At 57.9% G+C, this 18,858-nt stretch carries 17 protein-coding genes; 4 read left to right on the plus strand and 13 right to left on the minus strand.

Features of this window, described 5'->3' with window-relative positions; genetic code table 11:
• Positions 1-127 precede the first annotated feature (127 nt).
• Positions 128-2,569: a heavy metal translocating P-type ATPase gene (locus tag HPC62_RS22870; protein ID WP_172358672.1), complete on the plus strand. Its 2,442-nt coding sequence runs from the start codon at positions 128-130 to the stop codon at positions 2,567-2,569.
• Here HPC62_RS22870 and HPC62_RS22875 read toward each other — a convergent pair.
• From HPC62_RS22875 to HPC62_RS22900, 6 genes are all read right to left on the minus strand, one after another.
• Positions 2,526-3,002 carry a ribonuclease III domain-containing protein gene (locus HPC62_RS22875; protein WP_172358673.1) on the minus strand — a complete coding sequence of 159 codons (477 nt, stop codon included), beginning with the start codon at positions 3,000-3,002 and terminating at the stop codon, positions 2,526-2,528. The genes HPC62_RS22870 and HPC62_RS22875 overlap by 44 nt on opposite strands.
• Before the next feature lie 126 nt (positions 3,003-3,128).
• A complete protein-coding gene (locus HPC62_RS23255) occupies positions 3,129-4,223 on the minus strand; it encodes a L,D-transpeptidase (RefSeq protein ID WP_225910589.1) in 1,095 nt (364 codons plus the stop codon).
• A gap of 169 nt (positions 4,224-4,392) precedes the next feature.
• Entirely contained in the window at positions 4,393-4,821 is a 429-nt protein-coding gene (locus tag HPC62_RS22885) for a hypothetical protein (RefSeq protein WP_172358674.1), read from the minus strand.
• A 22-nt stretch (positions 4,822-4,843) separates the two neighbouring features.
• Positions 4,844-6,259 carry an ammonium transporter gene (locus HPC62_RS22890; protein WP_172358675.1) on the minus strand — a complete coding sequence of 472 codons (1,416 nt, stop codon included), beginning with the start codon at positions 6,257-6,259 and terminating at the stop codon, positions 4,844-4,846.
• A 276-nt stretch (positions 6,260-6,535) separates the two neighbouring features.
• On the minus strand, positions 6,536-7,402 hold the full coding sequence (locus tag HPC62_RS22895; protein ID WP_172358676.1) for a CPBP family intramembrane glutamic endopeptidase: 867 nt from the start codon (positions 7,400-7,402) through the stop codon (positions 6,536-6,538).
• Positions 7,403-7,410: 8 nt separating this feature from the next.
• The gene (locus HPC62_RS22900) at positions 7,411-7,809 is read right to left on the minus strand and encodes an AbrB family transcriptional regulator (protein WP_172358677.1); all 399 of its coding nucleotides are present in this window, start codon (positions 7,807-7,809) and stop codon (positions 7,411-7,413) included.
• A gap of 1,617 nt (positions 7,810-9,426) precedes the next feature.
• On the opposite strand from HPC62_RS22900, the gene HPC62_RS22905 reads away from it, so the two are divergent.
• Both HPC62_RS22905 and HPC62_RS22910 read left to right on the plus strand, forming a co-directional pair.
• A complete protein-coding gene (locus HPC62_RS22905; protein ID WP_172358678.1) occupies positions 9,427-10,521 on the plus strand; it encodes a succinate dehydrogenase/fumarate reductase iron-sulfur subunit in 1,095 nt (364 codons plus the stop codon).
• A gap of 326 nt (positions 10,522-10,847) precedes the next feature.
• The gene (locus tag HPC62_RS22910; RefSeq protein ID WP_068508548.1) at positions 10,848-11,036 is read left to right on the plus strand and encodes a chlorophyll a/b-binding protein; all 189 of its coding nucleotides are present in this window, start codon (positions 10,848-10,850) and stop codon (positions 11,034-11,036) included.
• A 16-nt stretch (positions 11,037-11,052) separates the two neighbouring features.
• On the opposite strand, the gene HPC62_RS22915 is transcribed toward HPC62_RS22910, so the two are convergent.
• The 5 genes from HPC62_RS22915 to psbX form a co-directional block, all read right to left on the minus strand.
• The gene (locus HPC62_RS22915; protein ID WP_172358679.1) at positions 11,053-12,501 is read right to left on the minus strand and encodes a trypsin-like peptidase domain-containing protein; all 1,449 of its coding nucleotides are present in this window, start codon (positions 12,499-12,501) and stop codon (positions 11,053-11,055) included.
• Positions 12,502-12,738: 237 nt separating this feature from the next.
• Positions 12,739-13,788 (minus strand): TolB family protein, encoded by a 1,050-nt coding sequence (locus HPC62_RS23795; protein ID WP_205370876.1) that lies wholly within the window; start codon positions 13,786-13,788, stop codon positions 12,739-12,741.
• Between the two features lie 131 nt (positions 13,789-13,919).
• Positions 13,920-14,483 (minus strand): TolB family protein, encoded by a 564-nt coding sequence (locus tag HPC62_RS22925; RefSeq protein WP_228721677.1) that lies wholly within the window; start codon positions 14,481-14,483, stop codon positions 13,920-13,922.
• Between the two features lie 160 nt (positions 14,484-14,643).
• On the minus strand, positions 14,644-15,606 hold the full coding sequence (locus HPC62_RS22930) for a Ycf66 family protein (RefSeq protein ID WP_225906789.1): 963 nt from the start codon (positions 15,604-15,606) through the stop codon (positions 14,644-14,646).
• Positions 15,607-15,947: 341 nt separating this feature from the next.
• Positions 15,948-16,067 carry a photosystem II reaction center protein PsbX gene (gene psbX, locus HPC62_RS22935; RefSeq protein WP_015188284.1) on the minus strand — a complete coding sequence of 40 codons (120 nt, stop codon included), beginning with the start codon at positions 16,065-16,067 and terminating at the stop codon, positions 15,948-15,950.
• A 297-nt stretch (positions 16,068-16,364) separates the two neighbouring features.
• Here psbX and HPC62_RS22940 point away from each other — a divergent pair, with 297 nt between their 5' ends.
• The gene (locus HPC62_RS22940) at positions 16,365-16,652 is read left to right on the plus strand and encodes a YggT family protein (protein WP_172358681.1); all 288 of its coding nucleotides are present in this window, start codon (positions 16,365-16,367) and stop codon (positions 16,650-16,652) included.
• Between the two features lie 92 nt (positions 16,653-16,744).
• Here the strand turns inward: HPC62_RS22940 and HPC62_RS22945 are convergent, their stop codons facing one another.
• Positions 16,745-18,214: a DUF4335 domain-containing protein gene (locus tag HPC62_RS22945; protein WP_172358682.1), complete on the minus strand. Its 1,470-nt coding sequence runs from the start codon at positions 18,212-18,214 to the stop codon at positions 16,745-16,747.
• 60 nt (positions 18,215-18,274) lie between these two features.
• Positions 18,275-18,850, minus strand: coding sequence for a DUF3038 domain-containing protein (locus tag HPC62_RS22950; RefSeq protein ID WP_172358683.1), 576 nt, complete (start codon positions 18,848-18,850; stop codon positions 18,275-18,277).
• Positions 18,851-18,858: the final 8 nt, after the last annotated feature.

The raw sequence follows: 18,858 nt of genomic DNA on the forward strand, positions 1-18,858 counted from the left end.
AGGCCTCTGGTGGATAAGGCGACTGGGTGTGTCCTGATTTTGCAAATTTTCCCTTATCCTCAGTCCTTCCAAGCCGCCCTTTGTAAGTTTGTAGAGTGAGTATCCTTAGCGCCTGTAAAATTTGCCGATGCAACTGATTCCCAAACCGCAAGCCCTCGCTGTGCCATCTTCTGAGTGCCAAACCCTGACGCTGGATGTAGGCGGCATGAAGTGTGCGGGCTGTGTGAAGGCCGTGGAGACGGAACTGTTGCAGCAGCCGGGTGTGGTGGCGGCGACGGTGAACTTGGTGACGGAGATGGCGCTGGTGGAGGCAGAACCGGGCGTGGAGGGAGCAGCGCTGGCGATCGCCCTTACGGAGGCTGGGTTCCCTTCCCAACTGCGCGGTGATTCGGCGGCGAATGGGGCGACAGAAACGCCCGCCGAACGCCAGCAGCACAAGACGCGAGAACGGATGGGGCAACTGGCGATCGCCTGTACGCTGCTGGCTCTCTCGTTTTTGGGCCACCTCAGCGCCTTTGGACTGACGCTGCAAGGGTTGAGCAACATTTGGTTTCATGCAGGGCTGGCAACGCTGGCGCTGCTGTTTCCCGGCCGCAGCATGGTGATCGACGGCTGGCGTGGGCTGCGGCGCGGCGCACCCAACATGAATACGCTGGTCAGCCTGGGCACGCTGACGGCCTACAGCGTTAGCCTGGTGGCGCTGCTGGTTCCGGCGCTGGGCTGGGAGTGCTTTTTTGATGAACCCGTGATGCTAGTGGGCTTTATCTTGCTAGGGCGCACGCTAGAACAGCAGGCCCGCAGCAAGGCGACCGCATCCCTGCAATCCCTGGCGGCGATGCAGCCTAGCACGTCTCGCCGGATTCCTGCTGCGACGGCCACGCTGACGGGCGAGGAGTCGGTGACGCTGGCAACGGAGCAGGTGCGGGTGGGAGACTGGCTGCTGGTGCTGCCGGGGGAAAAAATTCCGGTGGATGGTGAGGTGACGGTCGGCCAGACGACGGTCGATGAGTCGATGCTGACGGGCGAATCGAGTCCCGTGCTGAAGCAGACGGGCGATCGGGTGGCAGCGGGCACGGTGAACCAGACCGGGGCGATCGCCCTCCGCACCACGCGCACCGGAAAAGACACGACCCTGGCGCAAATCATCGCCTTGGTAGAAGCGGCCCAAACCCGCAAAGCGCCGATTCAGCGGCTGGCGGATAGTGTGGCAGGCTACTTTACCTATGGCGTGCTGACGCTGGCGCTGCTGACGTTTCTGTTCTGGTATTTTGTGGGGCTACCCCTCTGGCACGACCCCATTGCCGCGCTGGGTATTCATGAAATTGGGCTGGGCACGGCCCACACCGCCCACCTCGCCCACACGGGGATGACTGGCGACTCGGCCATGATGCACGCCGCCATGCCGTCGCCGCTGTTGCTGAGCCTGAAGCTGGCGATCGCCGTTTTGGTAATTGCCTGTCCCTGTGCATTGGGCCTGGCCACGCCGACCGCCATTCTGGTTGGCTCTAGCCTGGGGGCAGAGCGGGGCCTGCTGATTCGCGGTGGCGATGTGCTGGAAAAGGCGCAGGCTTTGGACACCCTCGTTTTCGACAAGACGGGCACGCTGACCCAGGGCCGCCCGGTGGTGACGGACTGCGTACCGTTGGCGGCGGGCTGGACGGCAGCGCGGCTGCTGCAACTGGCGGCAACGGTTGAAGCCGGAACCACTCACCCGCTTGCTGCGGCGATTCGCCAAGCCGCGCATCAGCAGGCGTTGTCCCTGTTGCCCGCTGCCGAATTCCAGACGCAGCCCGGACTGGGCGTATCTGCACGGGTGGAGGGCGCACGAGTCTACCTGGGCACAGCAAACTGGCTGCGGCAGAATGACGTTTCGCTAGAAGAGGCGGTTTGCGAGCAGGCGCAGGCGATACTGCTCCGCAACACTAGCGCAAACGCCACGACGGGCAAAACCGTTGTCTACGTTGGCGTAGAGCAACAGTGCGTGGGCTTCATGGCGATGCAAGATCCGCTGCGGCCCGATGCCCTTCGTGCAGTGCAGCAACTTCGAGACGCTGGGCTGAGGCTGCGCCTCTTGACGGGTGACCAGCCTGCAGCCGCTAGAGCGATCGCCCAGATGTTGGGCTTTGCGCCCGAAGACGTGCAGGCGGGCCTGTTGCCCCAAGAAAAAGTAGCGGTGATCGCCCAGCTTCAGGCCCAGGGACGGCGGGTGGGCATGGTGGGTGACGGCATCAACGACGCGCCCGCGCTGGCCCAGGCAGATGTCAGCATTTCCCTGCACTCTGGCACGGATGCCGCAATCGAGGCCTCGGAGATTGTGCTGATGGGCGATCGCCTGACGGACATCAGCGCCGCCTTGCGCCTTAGCCGCGCCACCTTCAACAAGATTCGCCAAAACCTGTTCTGGGCCTTTGCCTATAACCTGTTGGGTATTCCCGTGGCGGCGGGCGTGCTGCTGCCCACGCTGGGTCTGATTCTCAGTCCGTCGGCGGCGGGCGGGCTGATGGCGCTCAGTTCCATCAGCGTGATTACAAACTCGCTGCTGCTGCGGTTCTTGAAAAAAGATCTATGACTAGTTCTTTTGTTTTTTCGTAACTGTTGCTGTCTAGATAAATTGCCGCAACTAGTGCCTCGAAGGTTTCGCCTAAGACCGAAGACTGATTCCCAATCCCCTGCTTTTTTTCGCCTTTTCCGAGACGAATAAATTGCTGAATCTTCATCGCTTCGAGAACCTTTCCTAAATTCTCCCGGCTTTCCAGCCTGCTCTTTTCAGTTGTGACGGCTTCGCGGCTCTTGCAGCCCTGCTGAATCAGCATCTCAACCAAGATCGCCTTGAGAATTGCGTCACCGAGGATTCGATCAAGCTCCTGATCTTGGCAGGCTACACCCTGCTGGATTTGCTCTTGAGCAAAGGCTTTGCGAGTTAGCGCTCGAATCAGGAATTCCTTTGTTTCAAAGGTGTAGTATAACTGTTGCTCAATCGCCGCAATATCTTCGAGTTTCATCCTTAGAGGTCAATCACAGAGTCTCTACAACTTGTGACTACACTGTTGAACACGTCGGTTACAGTCCTTTAGCCGGATGATTGATTTTCTCTCCGAGGAAAAAGCGACAAATAAGACGTTAGGGCGTTATTCCCGAACCAGAACTGGTGTTCCCAAGGCGACTGAATCGTAGAGCGCTTCGATATCGGCATTTCGCATCCGCAGACAGCCGTGAGACACTGCCTGCCCCACCGAGTCATCGCGGTTGGTGCCGTGAAAACCGATCGAGTGAACTCCGTCTGTCCAGAAGCTAATCCACCGCGTCCCCAGTGGGTTGCGCAGGTCGTTGCCAATGAGCTCCTTGGTGATGGGATGCTCCCACAGGGGATAGGTCTGGCGATCGATGACGCGAAATGTGCCCTGCGGCGTTTCCCAGCCGTCTTGTCCAATAGCAACGGGGTAGCTGGCCTTGATCTGATCGCCGTGGTAAAAGTACACCTGGCGATCGCTCAGATCCACCACGAGCCGGGGCGTGTGCAGCGGGAGCGTCGTCAGCACCTTGTGAGCAGACTGCACCGGGATAAATCCAGAGGCTTGCAGAGGGGGAGAATCCGCCGCTGGACGGGACTGGACACGAGGAGCAGCCTGCGAAGGAGTGGGCGGCAGGATGCCCGTGGCGAGGGCGGCGATTCGCGAAGCAATCTCTGCGGAAATCGCTCGTTCAGGAGCAGATCGGTTCGAATTCCTGGATGACGCTGAAACCGCCTGCTCCTGGGCTAGAGATCCGGAACGAGACGCAGAACCCACCCGCACCAAAGCTGGCGATTGGGATGCCGCAGACAAAGGAGAGGGTGCAGGGCGAGACGAGGGAGACGGCGGCGTTGGCGAAGGAACTGCTGCGGGAGCAGGCTGGGGTGAAGGGGTTGAGCCTGTCTGGGAAGCAGGTGGCATTGCTGCCTGGGGAGCAACGGGCACAATCGGCGCGATCGCCCCTGGCTGCCACCCACCGGGACGACTCGGCAGGTCGCCCGAAGGAGAGACGGGCGGCAAGGGAGAAACCGTTGCAGACGGCTGCGGGGCAGATGAGCGATGGGCAGCGCGGGGAGAGCGGCTGCGCGACGGCTGATAGGTCAACACCAGCAGCCCCGCCGCCGCAAAGCACAGCATCATGAAACTGCGGGCGATCGCCCACTGTCCCTCTGTGCCCACTGTTCCCAGCGATTCGCGTCTCGCCCTCACCACCGCTATTCGTTCAAATCGTTATTCGTTCAAGGATTCGTTTAAATCGTTCAAACCCGTCAATCGTTCAAACTCGCCCAAGCGCCCTTCTATCTTAGTCCGCCTCGCCAGCCAAAATCCTGCCAAGTTCGTCACAACCTGGCAGGATTTCAACCCAGAGACCGCCTATCGATTAACCCTGGCGGCGACGCATCGACCGAGCCGGCCGCCGTCTGGGGCGCTGCCTGTTCCGACCGGTCGCCAGACCTGTCATGCTGACCAGTCCCATCAGCACGCCGGGCAGCGTGGCTCTTGGACTGACGTGAGCCCTGGCAGCCGTCGGGCGCAAGTCATTCGCCTCAAGGCGCTGGCTGGGGCTATATCCCGGCACGAGGCTCAGCAGGGCCGAGACACCCGTGGCAATCAGCAGGGCGATCGCCCCCGTCTCGTCCGTCGGCTTGGCAAACTCATTCTTCATGCCAAAGGAGGCGTAGAGAAAATAGAGCGAAATCAATGCGCTCAGCAAAATGAGAAACGTGATCACGCCGGGACTATTGGCAAAGGTGTAGATTGGGCCCTTTGCGGCGGAAAACTCTTCAAATGTAGAAAACGGGCTGCTCATGGGGTGTATCTCCTGTCTAAACCTAATCCATCGCCAACTCAGAAGAGGTCGGAGCCTGGGATATGCCATTGCCCCCAACCCCCTTAGTAATGTTGGAAATCAGCGTCATGGTGGGATATTCGGGATAGCCTTCAATGCCCAGATCGGCAATGTCTAGACCCATCACCTCTTCTTCCCGCGACACCCGCAACAGGTTAAACCGCTTCAGCAGCCAGCTTACGCCGTAGCCTGGGATAAAGCCCAGCAGCACCACAGACACCAGCGCTCCGATCAGTTGTCCAACAAAATTAATGGGCGGAATGTCGGCTCCTTGGGGATAGCCCGCCGCAAAGATGCCCGTCAGCACCGCTCCCAGCAGCCCGCAAACGCCGTGAACCCCGACTGCGCCCACGGCATCGTCGATGCCTGCCTTCTCGATTGCCACAATTACCTTGGGCATCAGAAATGCGCCCGCGAAAGCCAGCACAATCACCAGCGCCGGGTGGTACAGATCCAGCCCTGCACCCACGGTAATGATGCCTGCCAGTCCGCCGGAGATCGTGAAGAAAGGCTCACTCTTAGAGGAAATGTAGGCTCCCACCAGTCCTGCGGCCAGCGCCAAGGTAGTGTTCACGCCGATCGAGGCCAGCGTCATCGGCGTGCCGTAGATGGTCGTCTCGCCTGTGTATCCGGGCAAAAAGATGACGCAAGCCGCCAAAAATGCATAGAACCCCACAAAAATCAGCATCAGCCCGACCATCGTCAGCGGCAGGTTGTGGGGCAAGATGGGGCGTGGGTTGCCCGCTTCGTCATACTTGCCGACCCGCGGCCCCAGGTTAATCAGCACGCCCAGAGCAAAGAAGCCCGAAATACCGTGGACGATCGCCGAGCAGCCGAAATCGTGATAGCCGAGGTTGGTCACAAACCAGCCGAAGGGGTTCCAGCCCCAGGCCGCCCCGACCACCCAGGTAAACGCGCCCAACACGACGGACAGCACCAGGTACGCGCCCACCTTGACCCGCTCGATCAGCGCTCCTGACAAGATGGAGGCTGTGGTCATGGCGAATAGCGCAAAAGCAAAGAAGAAGACCCCTGTCAGATGGTCTCCAGTGTTGGGAGCTAGGGCTGGTGACCAGGGGTAGGACGCTTCGACCAGTTCCATTGCGGACTGGATCGTTTCGCTTTGCTCAGGGTTTGTCCAGGGGCCGAGAATGCCGCCCGTCACGGGGAACAATGGGAAGGCGTTATACACCCACCAGCCAAAGAAGAAAAAGGCAAGCCCAACGCTGGCAAGCGTCAGCAGGTTTTTGACCATCGTGGCCAGGACGTTTTTGGTGCGCGATGCGCCGCCCTCGTAGGCGAGGAATCCGGCGTGGATCAGCAGCATAAACACAGATGCCCAGTAGTAAAACGTCTCTGAGGCAAATGTTCCGAGGAATTCTTGTGCTTCGGGTGACATGGGTTAGGAGGTGGAGTTACGAGTCAACGGCAGGCTATTGAAAATGAAAATAGCTCGCAATGAAAGAAATATAACTAGCAACAGCAATTGGTGAAGATTAGCCAGAGGAACCGGAGGCTTGTGAGGAGGCAGGAAAAGACTCAGCAAGATTCAGGGCTGCTCTTGTTAAACACCTGCGCGGGCTGATGACGATGACACACAGCCGACGATACAGGGGTCAGCATCCTGATATGAAGCGAATATTAAAGTCAGCCTGTTTTGACAAATGTATTGCAGTTAACCATCCGTAACTGGGTTCTGGAAGATGACCGCAAGGGCGATCGCCGTTCCTAGCACCAGCAGCAGTCCCAGCGCCCCGGCCAGCGGTTTGCCATCCAGCCCCGTGATCCAGGCAGGAACTCGTCCGGTCGGTTCTAGAGCGCCTAGAATCTCCAGGCTGGCGATCGCCATGATCCAGCCTGCATGTAGCCCCCACGCCAGTCCCAGGTTGCCTCCAGCGACCCAGCAGGCTCCGCTGAGGACGAGCCCCATGACCAGCAGCCCAGGCAGTTGCGGCACGGTTGCCCGTCCGTCCCAAACGAGATGCAGCAGGGCAAACAGCAGGTTGGCGATCGCCACAGCCGCCAGCGGTTCCAGATCAAAGCCCAGCACCAGCGGCAAAAATCCTCGAAAGACCAGTTCCTCCACCAGCCCCACGGCCAGCCCCAGCAGCGCCACGGCAATTAGAGATCGGCTGGCGCTGCGGCTCAGCGGCTTGGTTTGCCAGCAGCCCCAGCCCGTCACCACCTGCACCCCCAGCCATAGTCCAACTCCTGCGATCGCCACCAATAACCCCAGTCCTAGCCCTTGCCACAATGGTTCGCTCCAGGCCAGACCATAGATGCCGAAGCCGCTGCGGGTCGAAAGTCGAGGACTTACCTGCCCAACGGCCCACAGCGCTGCCGGAGCCAGCAGGTATAGCCCCAGCAGCAGCGGAATTTTTTGGGCGGGTGCAATCGGTTTACCGGGCCACCACTGGAGGGCGATCGCCATCGGCAGCAAAATCGGCAGCCCCAATCCTATCCACACTGCAAAAAAGAGCGCCGCCTCACCAAAGTTCAGCAGCGCCAACAGTTCGACATCAAATTTGAGATCAAAAAACATAAGCAGCACTATTCTTCATCCGAGTCTTCGCCGTCCTTGTCGCGGTCGATTTGAATGAGATGAATGTGCTTGTAACCCAGCTTAATTTCAAACTCATCACCGGGCTTCAGACCCATTTTGTCGGTGTAAGTGGAACCGATGACAATCTGTCCATTTTTGTGGACACTGACGCGATAGGTCGGCTCCCGCCCGCGCCCGTCTCGATCTGATCCGGTTTCTAGGGAAATTCCTCGAGCTGCCAGCAGAGCCTCATAAAAAGCCGCCATGTTGACACGAGTTTGCTGATTTTTGCCGACGGTCTGATAGCCGCACTGAATAGCTTTTTCTCGCGCCTTGAGATGCGAAATTTCTTTTAGCTTCTGAAGCAGCGCCTTTCCAGTCAATGGAGATGTCGCGATTTCTGTCATTGCGTTTAGAGCATCCTCTATTCCAAGACGACTATGTTCAAAAACGGCTCGCACATGAGATGGACTTAAACCTGCCGTGGGCGATCGCCCTTGAGAAATTTTGTGGAGACGCTTTGTTTAGAGTGGGTTTAGAGTGGCGCAGATCTGAAATTTTGAACCCAGGCCAACGCACCCCAACCAACCAAAACGCTCTAGGAAAGATCTGGCGGTAGAGAGGTTTTCAAGCACAGATTGAAAGGGACTCCGTATCAGGCTTGAAAGCTCTCAATGGCGTTGTAGCTAGAGCCAGACGCACTTTGCTTGACGACATTTTCACAAGCTTGACCACCAAAGCATTGAGGATACAAGCTATCCTGTGTACCATCCAGAACCCAGAAGATTCAGCCTGATAGAGATCGAGCAATTTCCTTGATCGCTGGAGAAGACTGAACCTATCTTGACCTGCATCCTAAGGGCTGATCTCATCAAACTACTCTGGGCAACGAGCTCCTGAGAATTACCTGAGAACTATCTGCTCAGAGCCATTAATTTAGGATTACGACACTCGATCTAGCCTCCCAACGCTTCAGACCAAACCAAACATGAAAAACATCAAAACAAAATGGGAGCTTGGCTTGAGCTACATATCCCAAATTATAGCCTTAAGCTTTACCCAATTTAAAGCATTAATAAAAGGTCAAGGTTTTATAAAAAATTCCGGGACTGCTTTACGAGCTTAGAACCAGATTGATATAGGCAGAACTCTCAGTTTTTCAATTTACTAGAATTTTGGATTGAGGTAAAGTGCAGCTTGCCTTGTGAACTAAATCTCGTGATCTAGCATTGCTCAATCATTGCCCAATCAACCCAAACAATGCGGAATTCACCTGTGAATGCCGTCGAATCCCTGGAAATCAAGAAATATTGGAAAGTCCTTATGCTGATCAAAGACTGCTGGCATTGACGAGATAGCCTATTTGCAGGATTGACAAATGATGAAGACTAAGAAAACACCAAGTAAATATGAACTAGGTTGGGCGAGTATCTGGGCGATCGCCCGGATTAGGTCGCAATTTTTCTACAAGTATTACCTACCCTCCTCAGCAGCAGAGTGATTCCCCAACGTGGCATTTGAACCTGTCCCTAAGTTTCATCAACCTAGCAGCGGATCGGTTTAATAATTGGTATCCCTGAGTGCTGAAAGCAGGGGAAATTAGGCGATCGTCTGTATTTTCTGCCTGCATTCTTGACCCGTTGGTGTAGTGCTGTCCCCCTTTGCCCTCGGCGGTTGATTGAGATGCATTCATAGAGCAGGTGGGTATTGAGCAGGGATTGGAGTAAACCTGAGGCAGACCTTAAGTCCGGCTTTAGCTCAGTCACGATCTCTCGTTCCAGACTAGGATAGTGGCAGGAGAACTAAGACACGTTCTCTAAATTTCTGAGCAGGATAGCCCGTAGGCAAAACGCTCCCGTTGGTTCCTTCTGCATCCCTGCAATTACATGCCTGAAAGTATCGAACTGCTGCCGTTGGCACCTTTCGTTCGCAACTCCTTCGCTACTCCATGTCGTTTGGTAATTTCTGGTAATTTCTAGGATTTGACTGACGCTATTTCCCCGCTTACTCGCAACTCACAGCCCATGCGCGTTCAATTCAAAATTCTGCGACAAAACGAAAACTCGGCTCCCTACAGTGCCACCTACGAGCTAGAGGTAGACCCCGGCAATACGATTCTTGACTGCCTGAACCGCATTAAGTGGGAACAGGATGGAGGGCTTGCCTTCCGCAAAAACTGTCGAAATACGATCTGTGGCAGTTGCTCGATGCGAATCAACGGACGCTCGGCCCTGGCCTGCAAGGAGAGTGTCGGCGGCGAGATAGCTCGGCTGCAAGCAATTGCGGCTATGGGCGATTCCCACAGGGATCGCTTCGCCAATCGCCCTGCTGAGCAAAAGGGTCATGAAAACCAGGCAACGGCAGCGCCAGAGGACATCCCTACGTTTCACATTGCGCCGATGGGCAATATGCCTGTGATTAAGGATCTCGTTGTGGATATGCGGGGCTTTTGGGACGGGCTGGAGGCGGTCGATCCCTATGTCAGCACGGCGGGACGGCAGGTTCCTGAACGCGAGTTTTTGCAAACGCCAGAGGAGCGCGATCGCCTCAATCAAACAGGAAATTGCATTCTCTGTGGCGCGTGCTATTCCGAGTGTAATGCCCGCGAGGTCAACCCAGACTTTGTAGGGCCCCACGCCCTAGCCAAGGCCTATCGCATGGTGGCCGACTCTCGCGATGCCCAAACCGAAGCCCGGCTAGAGGACTACAACCAGCCCGAATCTGGCGTGTGGGCCTGCACCCGCTGCTATTACTGCAATTCCGTCTGCCCGATGGAGGTTGCGCCGCTGGATCAGATCAGCAAGATTAAGCAGGAAATTCTCGATCGAAAGGATGCGAGCGCCAGCCGATCGGTGCGCCATCGCAAGGTGCTTGTGGATTTGGTGAAACAGGGCGGCTGGATTGATGAACGACGCTTTGGACTGGAGGTAGTCGGCAACTCGTTCCGCGATCTGCAAGGGCTGGCCAGCCTTGGCCCGCTGGGGCTGCGGATGCTGGTGCGGGGCAAATTGCCGCTGCGGTTCGAGCCGTCGGAGGGTGCGGGCGAAGTGCGATCGCTCATCGAAGCAGTTCAGGCTATCGAATCCGCCTCTACACCCAGTCGCTCGCCTCAGAGTTAGGCCTGTCTGAATCCAAGCCTGAATCCAAGCCTGCCACTCGTTCTATTCTTGAACTATTCTTGAACCGTTTAGGACTCACGCAGTTGGGCGGCTTCTCGTGGGCTGCGACCTGGAGAAATCGTCCAAAACCCAGAAAACTTATCGCAAGTGCGTAAGTCCTGCCGTTTTTTGAACTAAGTAGATAGACCAGATTAAAAAACAGATCCTGAACCCTGCGCCGCCCGCTGCGCGGGCAGCGCAGGGTCTTTGGGTTTTATATTTATTAATGTCCATTTATTAATGTCCACCTACTTATTTCTTTTGCTTTCTTGTGCTTTGAATTCGCTATGACAACTGAAACCCCCAAGCCCAATCCACCCGCACTCGACCCAGTGCCGCAGCCAGAGCCAGCGTTTGGCTGGACGCGCTATGCCGAGCAGATCAACGGCCGCTTTGCCATGATTGGCTTTGTGGCGCTGCTGCTGCTGGAGCTATTTACTCGGCAAGACTTTTTTACGTGGATTGGGCTGCGCTGATCCCTGGGGCAAATCCTTAGCGAACCGTCAGCACGTAGCGTCCCTGCCCGTTGCGATCGTAAGCATTGGCAATGATGCGATAGGTGCCTGTGCGCGGCAGCGTTACCGTCAGGCGAGAGTTTGTGCTGCTGGGAGATTCGTCATCGTTTTGCCCGACGACTCGGCCGTTGGCATCTAGCAGGATCAGGTACGTGTCAAACTCAATGCTCTCCATCGTGATAGTCACGGTTTGTCCGGCCTGTCCATCCAGCGCATACTCCTGATACAGGCTATTGTCTTCTGCCCAAACCAGCGAGTTGGGGCCCAGGGAACCCTCAACCCGGAGCAGGACACGGGTATTGGGACTGGGGGGCGTGGTGGCTGTGCCTGAGCCAGCGCTGGTAATCGCACTGAGGCGATAGCGACCCGTTTCCCCGGCTTCAAAGGTGTTCGCCAGGATGGTGTATAGCCCCGTTTCCGGCAGGACAGCGGTTAACCGGGCGTTGCGATCGCCCCCGCTGTCATTATCTTGAGCCAGGTCGCTGCCATCAGGGCGCAGCAAAATCAAATACGGATTCACCTCGCGGCTCGTCATTTCAATCGTCACTTCCTGCCCCGCCTGTCCTTGAAACGTGTAGGCGTTGAAGAAGCTGCTGTCGGAAGACAACACACCGCTGCTCGATGACAATACCCCCTGAACCGGAGCGCCATTCAGCGTAATCCGTCGGGCAGTTGGGCCGCCGCCCAGTTGGGGAGCCTGCTGCGCGGTGCGGGGGGCCCGGCCTTCCCGCACGGCCACCAAAAACGGCTGCACCCGATCCATCGAGATTGCGAATCCAATGCCCGTATTGCCCGATGTGCCTCGTGGCGAAAAAATTGCCGAGTTGACTCCAATCATTTGCCCCTGGCTGTTGAGCAAGGGCCCACCAGAGTTGCCAGGATTAATCGCGGCATCCGTCTGAATTAGTCCCCGATTGGTATCCAAACGGCTGACGATGCCCGTTGTAAAGGTGCCCTGAAACTGCCCGAAGGGGGTGCCAATCGCAAAGGCCCGCTGCCCGACTTCTACAGAGCCAGGAGTGGCCAGGGGAACCGTCGGCAAATTTTGCGCCCGCACGCGCACCGCCGCCAAATCCAGCCCGCCCTCTGCAAACGCAATAACTTCGCCATCGAGCCGCCGCCCGTCTGCCAAAATCACGCGCACCTGCCGAGCATTGCTCACCACATGGGCATTTGTGAGAATCAATCCGTCTGGGCTAATGATGCTGCCGCTGCCTGTGCCAGTTTGCGTCTGGATGGAGACGACCGCAGGGCTAGCCTGTCGATAGACCCGGACGTTGACTTCTTCGATGTCTTGCGCCTGGGCAACCCCGCGAGTTCCCAATCTAGCAGGAGCAGGAACGATTACATCAGCCAGCAAGACGCTACCCAAGGTGCCGAAGGCGAGCAGACCAGAGGTGACTTGGCGCAACAAGAAATAGCTCATGGTGAGGAGAGGAAATGCAGTGCAAAAGCAGACAAAGCAGACAGTGTTTTAAGCCGCTTCAAGCGGTGGTGAAGTCCATTCGGCGTGAAGACCGATGGCAGGAACCATCCAGGCTATCAGCGCGGTGCGTCGATGACGCTGCGTGATGGTGCAGATCTGAACAGGGGTCTGGCGACTCAAGATCTGGCGACTTAGAATTTGGCGACTCAGAATTTGGCGATCGCCCTTGCCAGGGTTCTACTGGCTATGGTTCCCATTTTGACAACAACCCGCGAACTCGTCATCTGGAAACGGCAAAAGCATAGAAGATGTCTGGGATGAGGGAAGCAGAGTTGTCCCTGCGGACTGGGGGCGATCGCCCTTGTGGGGTGCTTTATTGTCCCATTCTTCAGCGGCTTCAGACTGTTGTCCGGTTAACTCAACGGCTTCAGGAAACGTTACAGGCGCGTCGATTTGAGAGCGTGGAGATTGAGAGTTTGGAGAGAGCGGGGGTGGCGGGGCGATCGCCGGACTGGGCGCAGCCTCATCAGACGCTTGCGGCGCGGCATCAGACGCTTGCGGCTCTGCGGCTGATGGAGCGAAATTTGGCATGGACGAGTCAACCGCCGGGGCATTTGTGGGTGGCGGCTCAAGGGGCAGCGGAAAAGCGGGCGATACCTCACGCTCCGGGTTTGCTTTAGTAAGCTTCTCACCCGGCGATTTTCCACTTAGCGATTTTCCACCCGGCAATTTTTCACCCGGCGATTTTTCATCCGGTGAGGCTGTATCCAGAGGAGTCGCAGATAAATCGAGGGGCTTGCCAGCGCGATCGCACAGCACGATGTCCCAGTGTCCGCTGGCGTTGGATTCGTAGGCAATGCGCTGCCCATCGGCGCTGATGCTGGGGTTGCGGACGCTGGCATTGAGTCCGTCTGTCAGATTGCGGCGATATTGAATCTGGCGATCGTAGAGATAAATATCTTGTCGCCCCTGGCGACTGGCCGCAAACACGATAAACCGTCCATCTGCCGAAACGCTGGGATGTTCTGCGGCCATGTCGATGGCGTTGAGGCCGGGCAGATCCACCAAGCGACGATGCGGCAGGTCGTAGAGATAGACATCCTGGCTGCCGTTGCGGTCGGAAACGAAGACGAGATAATCTCCCGATAGCTGCGGTTCCTGCTGGGCAAAGGGACTGTTGAGGGTCTGCCCGCTGGCATCGGACGGTAGGTTCAGCAGGTGGGGGTAGGTGCAGCCGCCCAGCAGCAACAGGAGGGCGATCGCCAGCACCCATCGGAGGTATCTCACAACATCAACCCAGGCTTATCGAACATTGGCCGCTGCAATGGGCCTTGCCCTGCTGCGTCTAGTTCCATTGTTCCAGTTCTAGCGCACATCGGAGCGAATTCAGCCAGGGGCAAGGAGTCCGCATAGCACGGTCAGTCGTCCGGCAAGTCTGGCTCGATGCCGGGGCCCCGATCTAGCACCTGAATCGTCCATTTGCCGTCGCGGCCTAGCTCAAAAGCGACGTAGCGCCCGTCGGGGCTAATGCTGGGGTTTCGCACCCAGCCCCGATAGCCAGAGGTTAGTACCTGAGCCTGTTTGGTGACGCGATCGTATAGCTCCACCTCTGGGCGGCCGCTGCCACTGGCAACGTAGACAATGTAGCGGGCGGTGTTGCTGAGGCTAGGATGTTCGGCGACGGCATCCCAGCGATTGAGCCGGGGCAAATCGACAAACTGCTGCCGCTTCAGGTCGTAGAGCAAGATGCCGCGATCGCCCTTGCGGTTCGAGACAAAGGCCACATACTGCCCATTGCCGCTGAGGGCGGGCTGTTCGTCGGTATAGCGGCTATTGAGTGGCACGGGAGGTTCAGAGCGCTCTGGCTGGACAGCGATCGCCCGACTGCAAGCTGTGTTCAGACCCAGCAGAAGCAGCGCCAGAACCGAAAGCACGGAGCGAGCGGCAGCACGGCGGGCGATCGCCTGATAAAAAAGCCGCAATCGGGATGTGATCTGACAAAATTTCCAGCCCAGTGACCGCTCCAGGAGTATGAACCCCGCCCAGCTAAGACGCAGCGACTTCCAGAACTTGCGCCAGCCCCAGTGCCAACTCCAGCGGCAGGCCCCAGTCCAAGCCTTAATCCAAGCCTTAATCCAAGCCCTAATCAAAGTTAGAAGTGTTATCTGCCTCGTCATCGGAATAATCCACCGGCTGATAATCGACATAATCAGCCGAGGGGCGTGCAGGCTCATCATCGTCCCAGCGAGCATTGACATCCTCTACCGAGCGAGGACGGCGGGGGCGGGAGCCAGAGTCTCGACTGCTCGACCGAGAACTGCTGCGGCTCGAAGCATAGTCACTGCCGTAGTCGCTGGCAGAATAGCCGGAAGCGTAGTCAGAAGAATAATTGCCGCTGTAATCGCTGCTGTAATCGGTAGACGGCTCTTCCCAAGAGCGATCGCGCCCATAGGACGAAGCGCTATAGTCGTCATCCCAGGCATCGCGCTCTGAGCGGACGGGTGGGCGAGTCTCTCCGGGACTGCGGCGGCGACGGCCAGAAGCACTGGAGCGATCGGCACTGCCGCGAATGGCGGGGCGACGGCTGCTGCTGCCGTAATCTTCCGTTGGCTCAGTGCGATAGTCGCGGCTGGCTCGGATGCGTCGGCTGGACGGACGCTCATCCACTGCGCCCAATTCGTCTAGCTCAGCGCGATAGACGCGGCTAACCGGACGTTCATCATCCACAATTTGCCCGCCTCCGCCAAAGCGCTTGGCTTGCTCGGTCGTCGCCCCCCGCAGGCGCAGCGTTTCCAGTGCAAAAGCCGTGGCTGCACCGGCCATCAAGTAAAAGCCGAAGGTCAGAATTGGGTCGAGTCGCCAGCCCTGGAACATCAGGATCGTTCCACACAAGAGCGACACAGCGGACAGCGCAATATCCTGATCGCGGGCAACCTGCGGGCGAAAGTTTCGCAAGAAGTAGAGTCCAGCACCACCGACTGCCAGAGCAATTCCCAGAAAGGCAGCCGGATTGCCGCCAAACACCACCTGTGCCAGAACGGGCTGGGGCTGCATCCAGGCGGCGCTGGCCATCCCCGTCGCAGCGTGTCCGAAATCCACCAACATTTATAGTTTCTCCCTTAATCTGCCCTAACCCTAGCGACTCTCATCCTAACGATTTGTCAAGAAAAGTACCACTGCACCTATCACTGCGCCCATGAGCAACCATGTTCAAGGCGCTCACCTAGCTTGCCTTAACCAGCTTGTCTAAAACGCTTGTCTAAAACGTTTAACTTTTATGCTAGCCCCATTAAACAGATTTGGGCGAGACTTGCTCGCCCAGAAGCCTTTTGATTCTGCACTGTTCTGAGTTAGGAGCGTACAAGCAGAACTTGTCACAGGGAACCCATCGGCAGTCTCAGGGATAGCCTCAGAGTTTCCCAAATCATAGAGTTGCCCGAATTGCCCTAGGAGCGCTGAATTTTATCTTTTTGACTGATAAAGATGAGACCCACGGTTGCAGGAACAACCACAATCAGGAGACCAGCCAGCAGGCTGTAGAAGAAGTTCATCAAAGAGGGAGTCATAGGTGTTTAACCTTAAAGTTTGGCGACTTTGTTATAAACAATTCTATCGGTCGGTTAACCGCTTGAGAAGCGTTTCGCGGGAAAGGATTTTTGGTGAGGCTGCTGACGGGAGGGCGAACGCCCTCAAAATGACAGTAAGACAGTCGGCCAACGGGCACAGGCTCAACGTAAAATGAGAGGCGAGAGGGTTGCTAAATGTAACAGTTTTGTCTGAACTTTTCTCAGGAATTTGAGGTTTGGGAGCCTGTCTCTCAGAAATCCTGGTTAGCCGTTTAGCAAATACGGGTGGGTTGAGCTATGACTTCGGTGGCGATCGCTTCTTTGGCATTGAGCCTGGGGTTGGGGCTGATGATTCTCCTCTGCGTTTTTCGCATTGTCCTCACCTGGTATCCCCAGATCGACCTGACCCAAATGCCGTTTAAGCTAGTGGCGCTGCCAACGGAACCCTTCCTTGCGCCCACCCGAAAAATCGTCAAACCCTTTGGAGGGGTTGATATTTCCCCCATCATCTGGGTTGGCATTTTTAGCCTGCTCCGCGAACTGCTCCTGGGGCAGCAGGGCTTATTAACCATGCTCACCTATTGAGATACCTAATTTAGAGCGGGACAAATACGACGAGTGGAATTGTGTGTCTTCTCCCTCGCGTTCTTGTTGCTTGCTGCCCCTGCTGTCGCCCCCTACTCTATACCTTCCAGCAAGGTCTGCACTCGCCCATCGGGATACAGCACCACCCGCAGCGTGGCGCGGCGGCCTGTGGGCAGGGGTGACACCAACGTTTCGCCCATCAGCGGCATTCCAGAGCGATCGACGTAAATGCCCGCTGCTTCGCCCAGAGGAACAACTTGCTGCACCACGCCGTTTGCAGCGACAATCACGCGATATTCCAGCGCTCGGTTCAGATTTTCTGGCGGCTGCCAGCGAGACTGAAAGTATTGCTGCGCTTCGCCAACCTGGGGAATGCTGCCTGTGGTCAGACGGGACGGGGCAGAACGCACCGCTGCGTCGGGTTGGATCGAGTCGGCAGCAAAGGAGCCGCCAGCGGTTTCTGCATGTTCTCCCGGTAGCCCCATCACGGTTGGGGCAGGCGAGTCCCCGGTTCGCGCCATTGCAGCGGGATCTTCGGGAAGCAGCACTGGAGCAGGAGCCGCCGCCGGACGCTGGGCAGGTGGCTGGGGAATTGCCTGGGGCGGCGCGGCTGGGATTGCTGGCGGGCGGACTGGGGCTGCCTGGGGCGCGGGCACGGGCTGCGGGAGGGTGGCTTGTCCGGGAGCGGCTCCGGCAGGCGGAGTGGGCAGCGGCAGGGTGTCTCCTGGCGGAATGGTGGGAATCGGCGGCGGGCTGGGCAGCGCGGCCGGGCTGGGAACCTGCGCGGTTGCTTCAGGGAGCGTTGTGGTGCTGTAGGCTTCTGGCGCAGGCTGGTTTGCGCTCAGTTCCGATGGCTCTGCGTTTTCTGTGGCAACCGTCGCGCTGGGCGGTGCGTTCACGTCCATCACAAACTTGGCAATGCTGCCCGTTACCCCGACGGCCAGCACAGCTACCGCAGCCACCCGCAGCCATTCGGGCGATCGCCTCGTTCCCGCAGCATAGGGCAAATCCACCGCCATCGCTTCGGCCGTATAGGCATCTAGCGCCTCTGCCAGATCCACCAACTGCGTCGTGCTGAGGCGAACCGTGTCTACCGCTGCGCCCGCCGCCAGCGTCCCTAGATGCAGTTCATGGGCCAGCAGACCTAGCGGCTTTAGCTGGATGTCTTCTGCACCAACCCGCAGGTCTACCCCGTCGCGATTGACGATTTCAAGGCCCTGGGCTGGGGTCTTGTCCTCCGGCAGGCCTTGGGCGACCGCTGCGACGAGGGGCGATCGCTCTGGGGCCAGCCGCAGCAGCGCCTCATCTGCCAACCCTGCATCGGAACCCAGCAGACGCGCCACGTATTCGCTGACGGTTGCGTGTAGCGCTTCTAGCTGACGGCGATCGCCCTGAACCTCTACTTGCTGCTCCGTCGGGCGACGCGGATCGTCAAACCGCAGATTGAACCGCACGTTTTTCATGACCGTCTGATCAGTCCAGCGCGACAGCGCCGACCCAGTGGCCCGCACTTCTAGCGTGCAGGTCGGGGGGGTGTATCGTCGGAGAACAGCAGGTGGCATGTTAGGCGTTGGAAGTGAGGGATCAAGGGTTCGCAGGAAAATCAGGGACGGCTCTGAGGTTCACTTGGCTCGGTCAATCAGCGCCATCCACAGCCGCCGGGCCCCATGCGGGGTGCCATAAAACAGCAGGTCGATCAGCAGTTTGAGGGCGAGGTAGGTGAGCTGGTCGGGGGTTGCTGCATCGTCGTCCATCCGCTCCTGATAAGTGTTGTGGAAGGTGTCGAGGTAGTCGCCCAGGAGCGCGGTTTGGTGCGGTTCGCGGCCCTGCTCGGTGAGTTGCTCCAGCAGCGTGACAGCCCGACGGATGAGTTCCTGGTGCTGCTGGGCCAGGTGGCAGATGATCAGCACGAGCGATCGCGCTTCGTCCACGTCCATACGCTTGCGCCCTTGCCCCTTCCGCAGCGGGCTGGATTGTCGCAGCCGCCACAGCGCCACCCGATCGGCAATGGCTTCCGTCAAGCCGAGCGTGTCTGCTGCCTGGAGCATCGCGTCGGAGCCAATACCCGCCAGTGCCTCCAGCGCCAGCAGCACTAGGTCAAGCTGAGCCTTGATGCTGTCTAGCTGGGCGGGGTCGGGCTGGTTGGCTAGGGGCAGCGCGTCCTGCACAGAGGCGCGGGGCTTGGTGGTCGGCGGCATAAGTCTAG

It is taken from the genome of Thermoleptolyngbya sichuanensis A183 (assembly GCF_013177315.1).
Lineage (GTDB): Bacteria > Cyanobacteriota > Cyanobacteriia > Elainellales > Elainellaceae > Thermoleptolyngbya > Thermoleptolyngbya sichuanensis.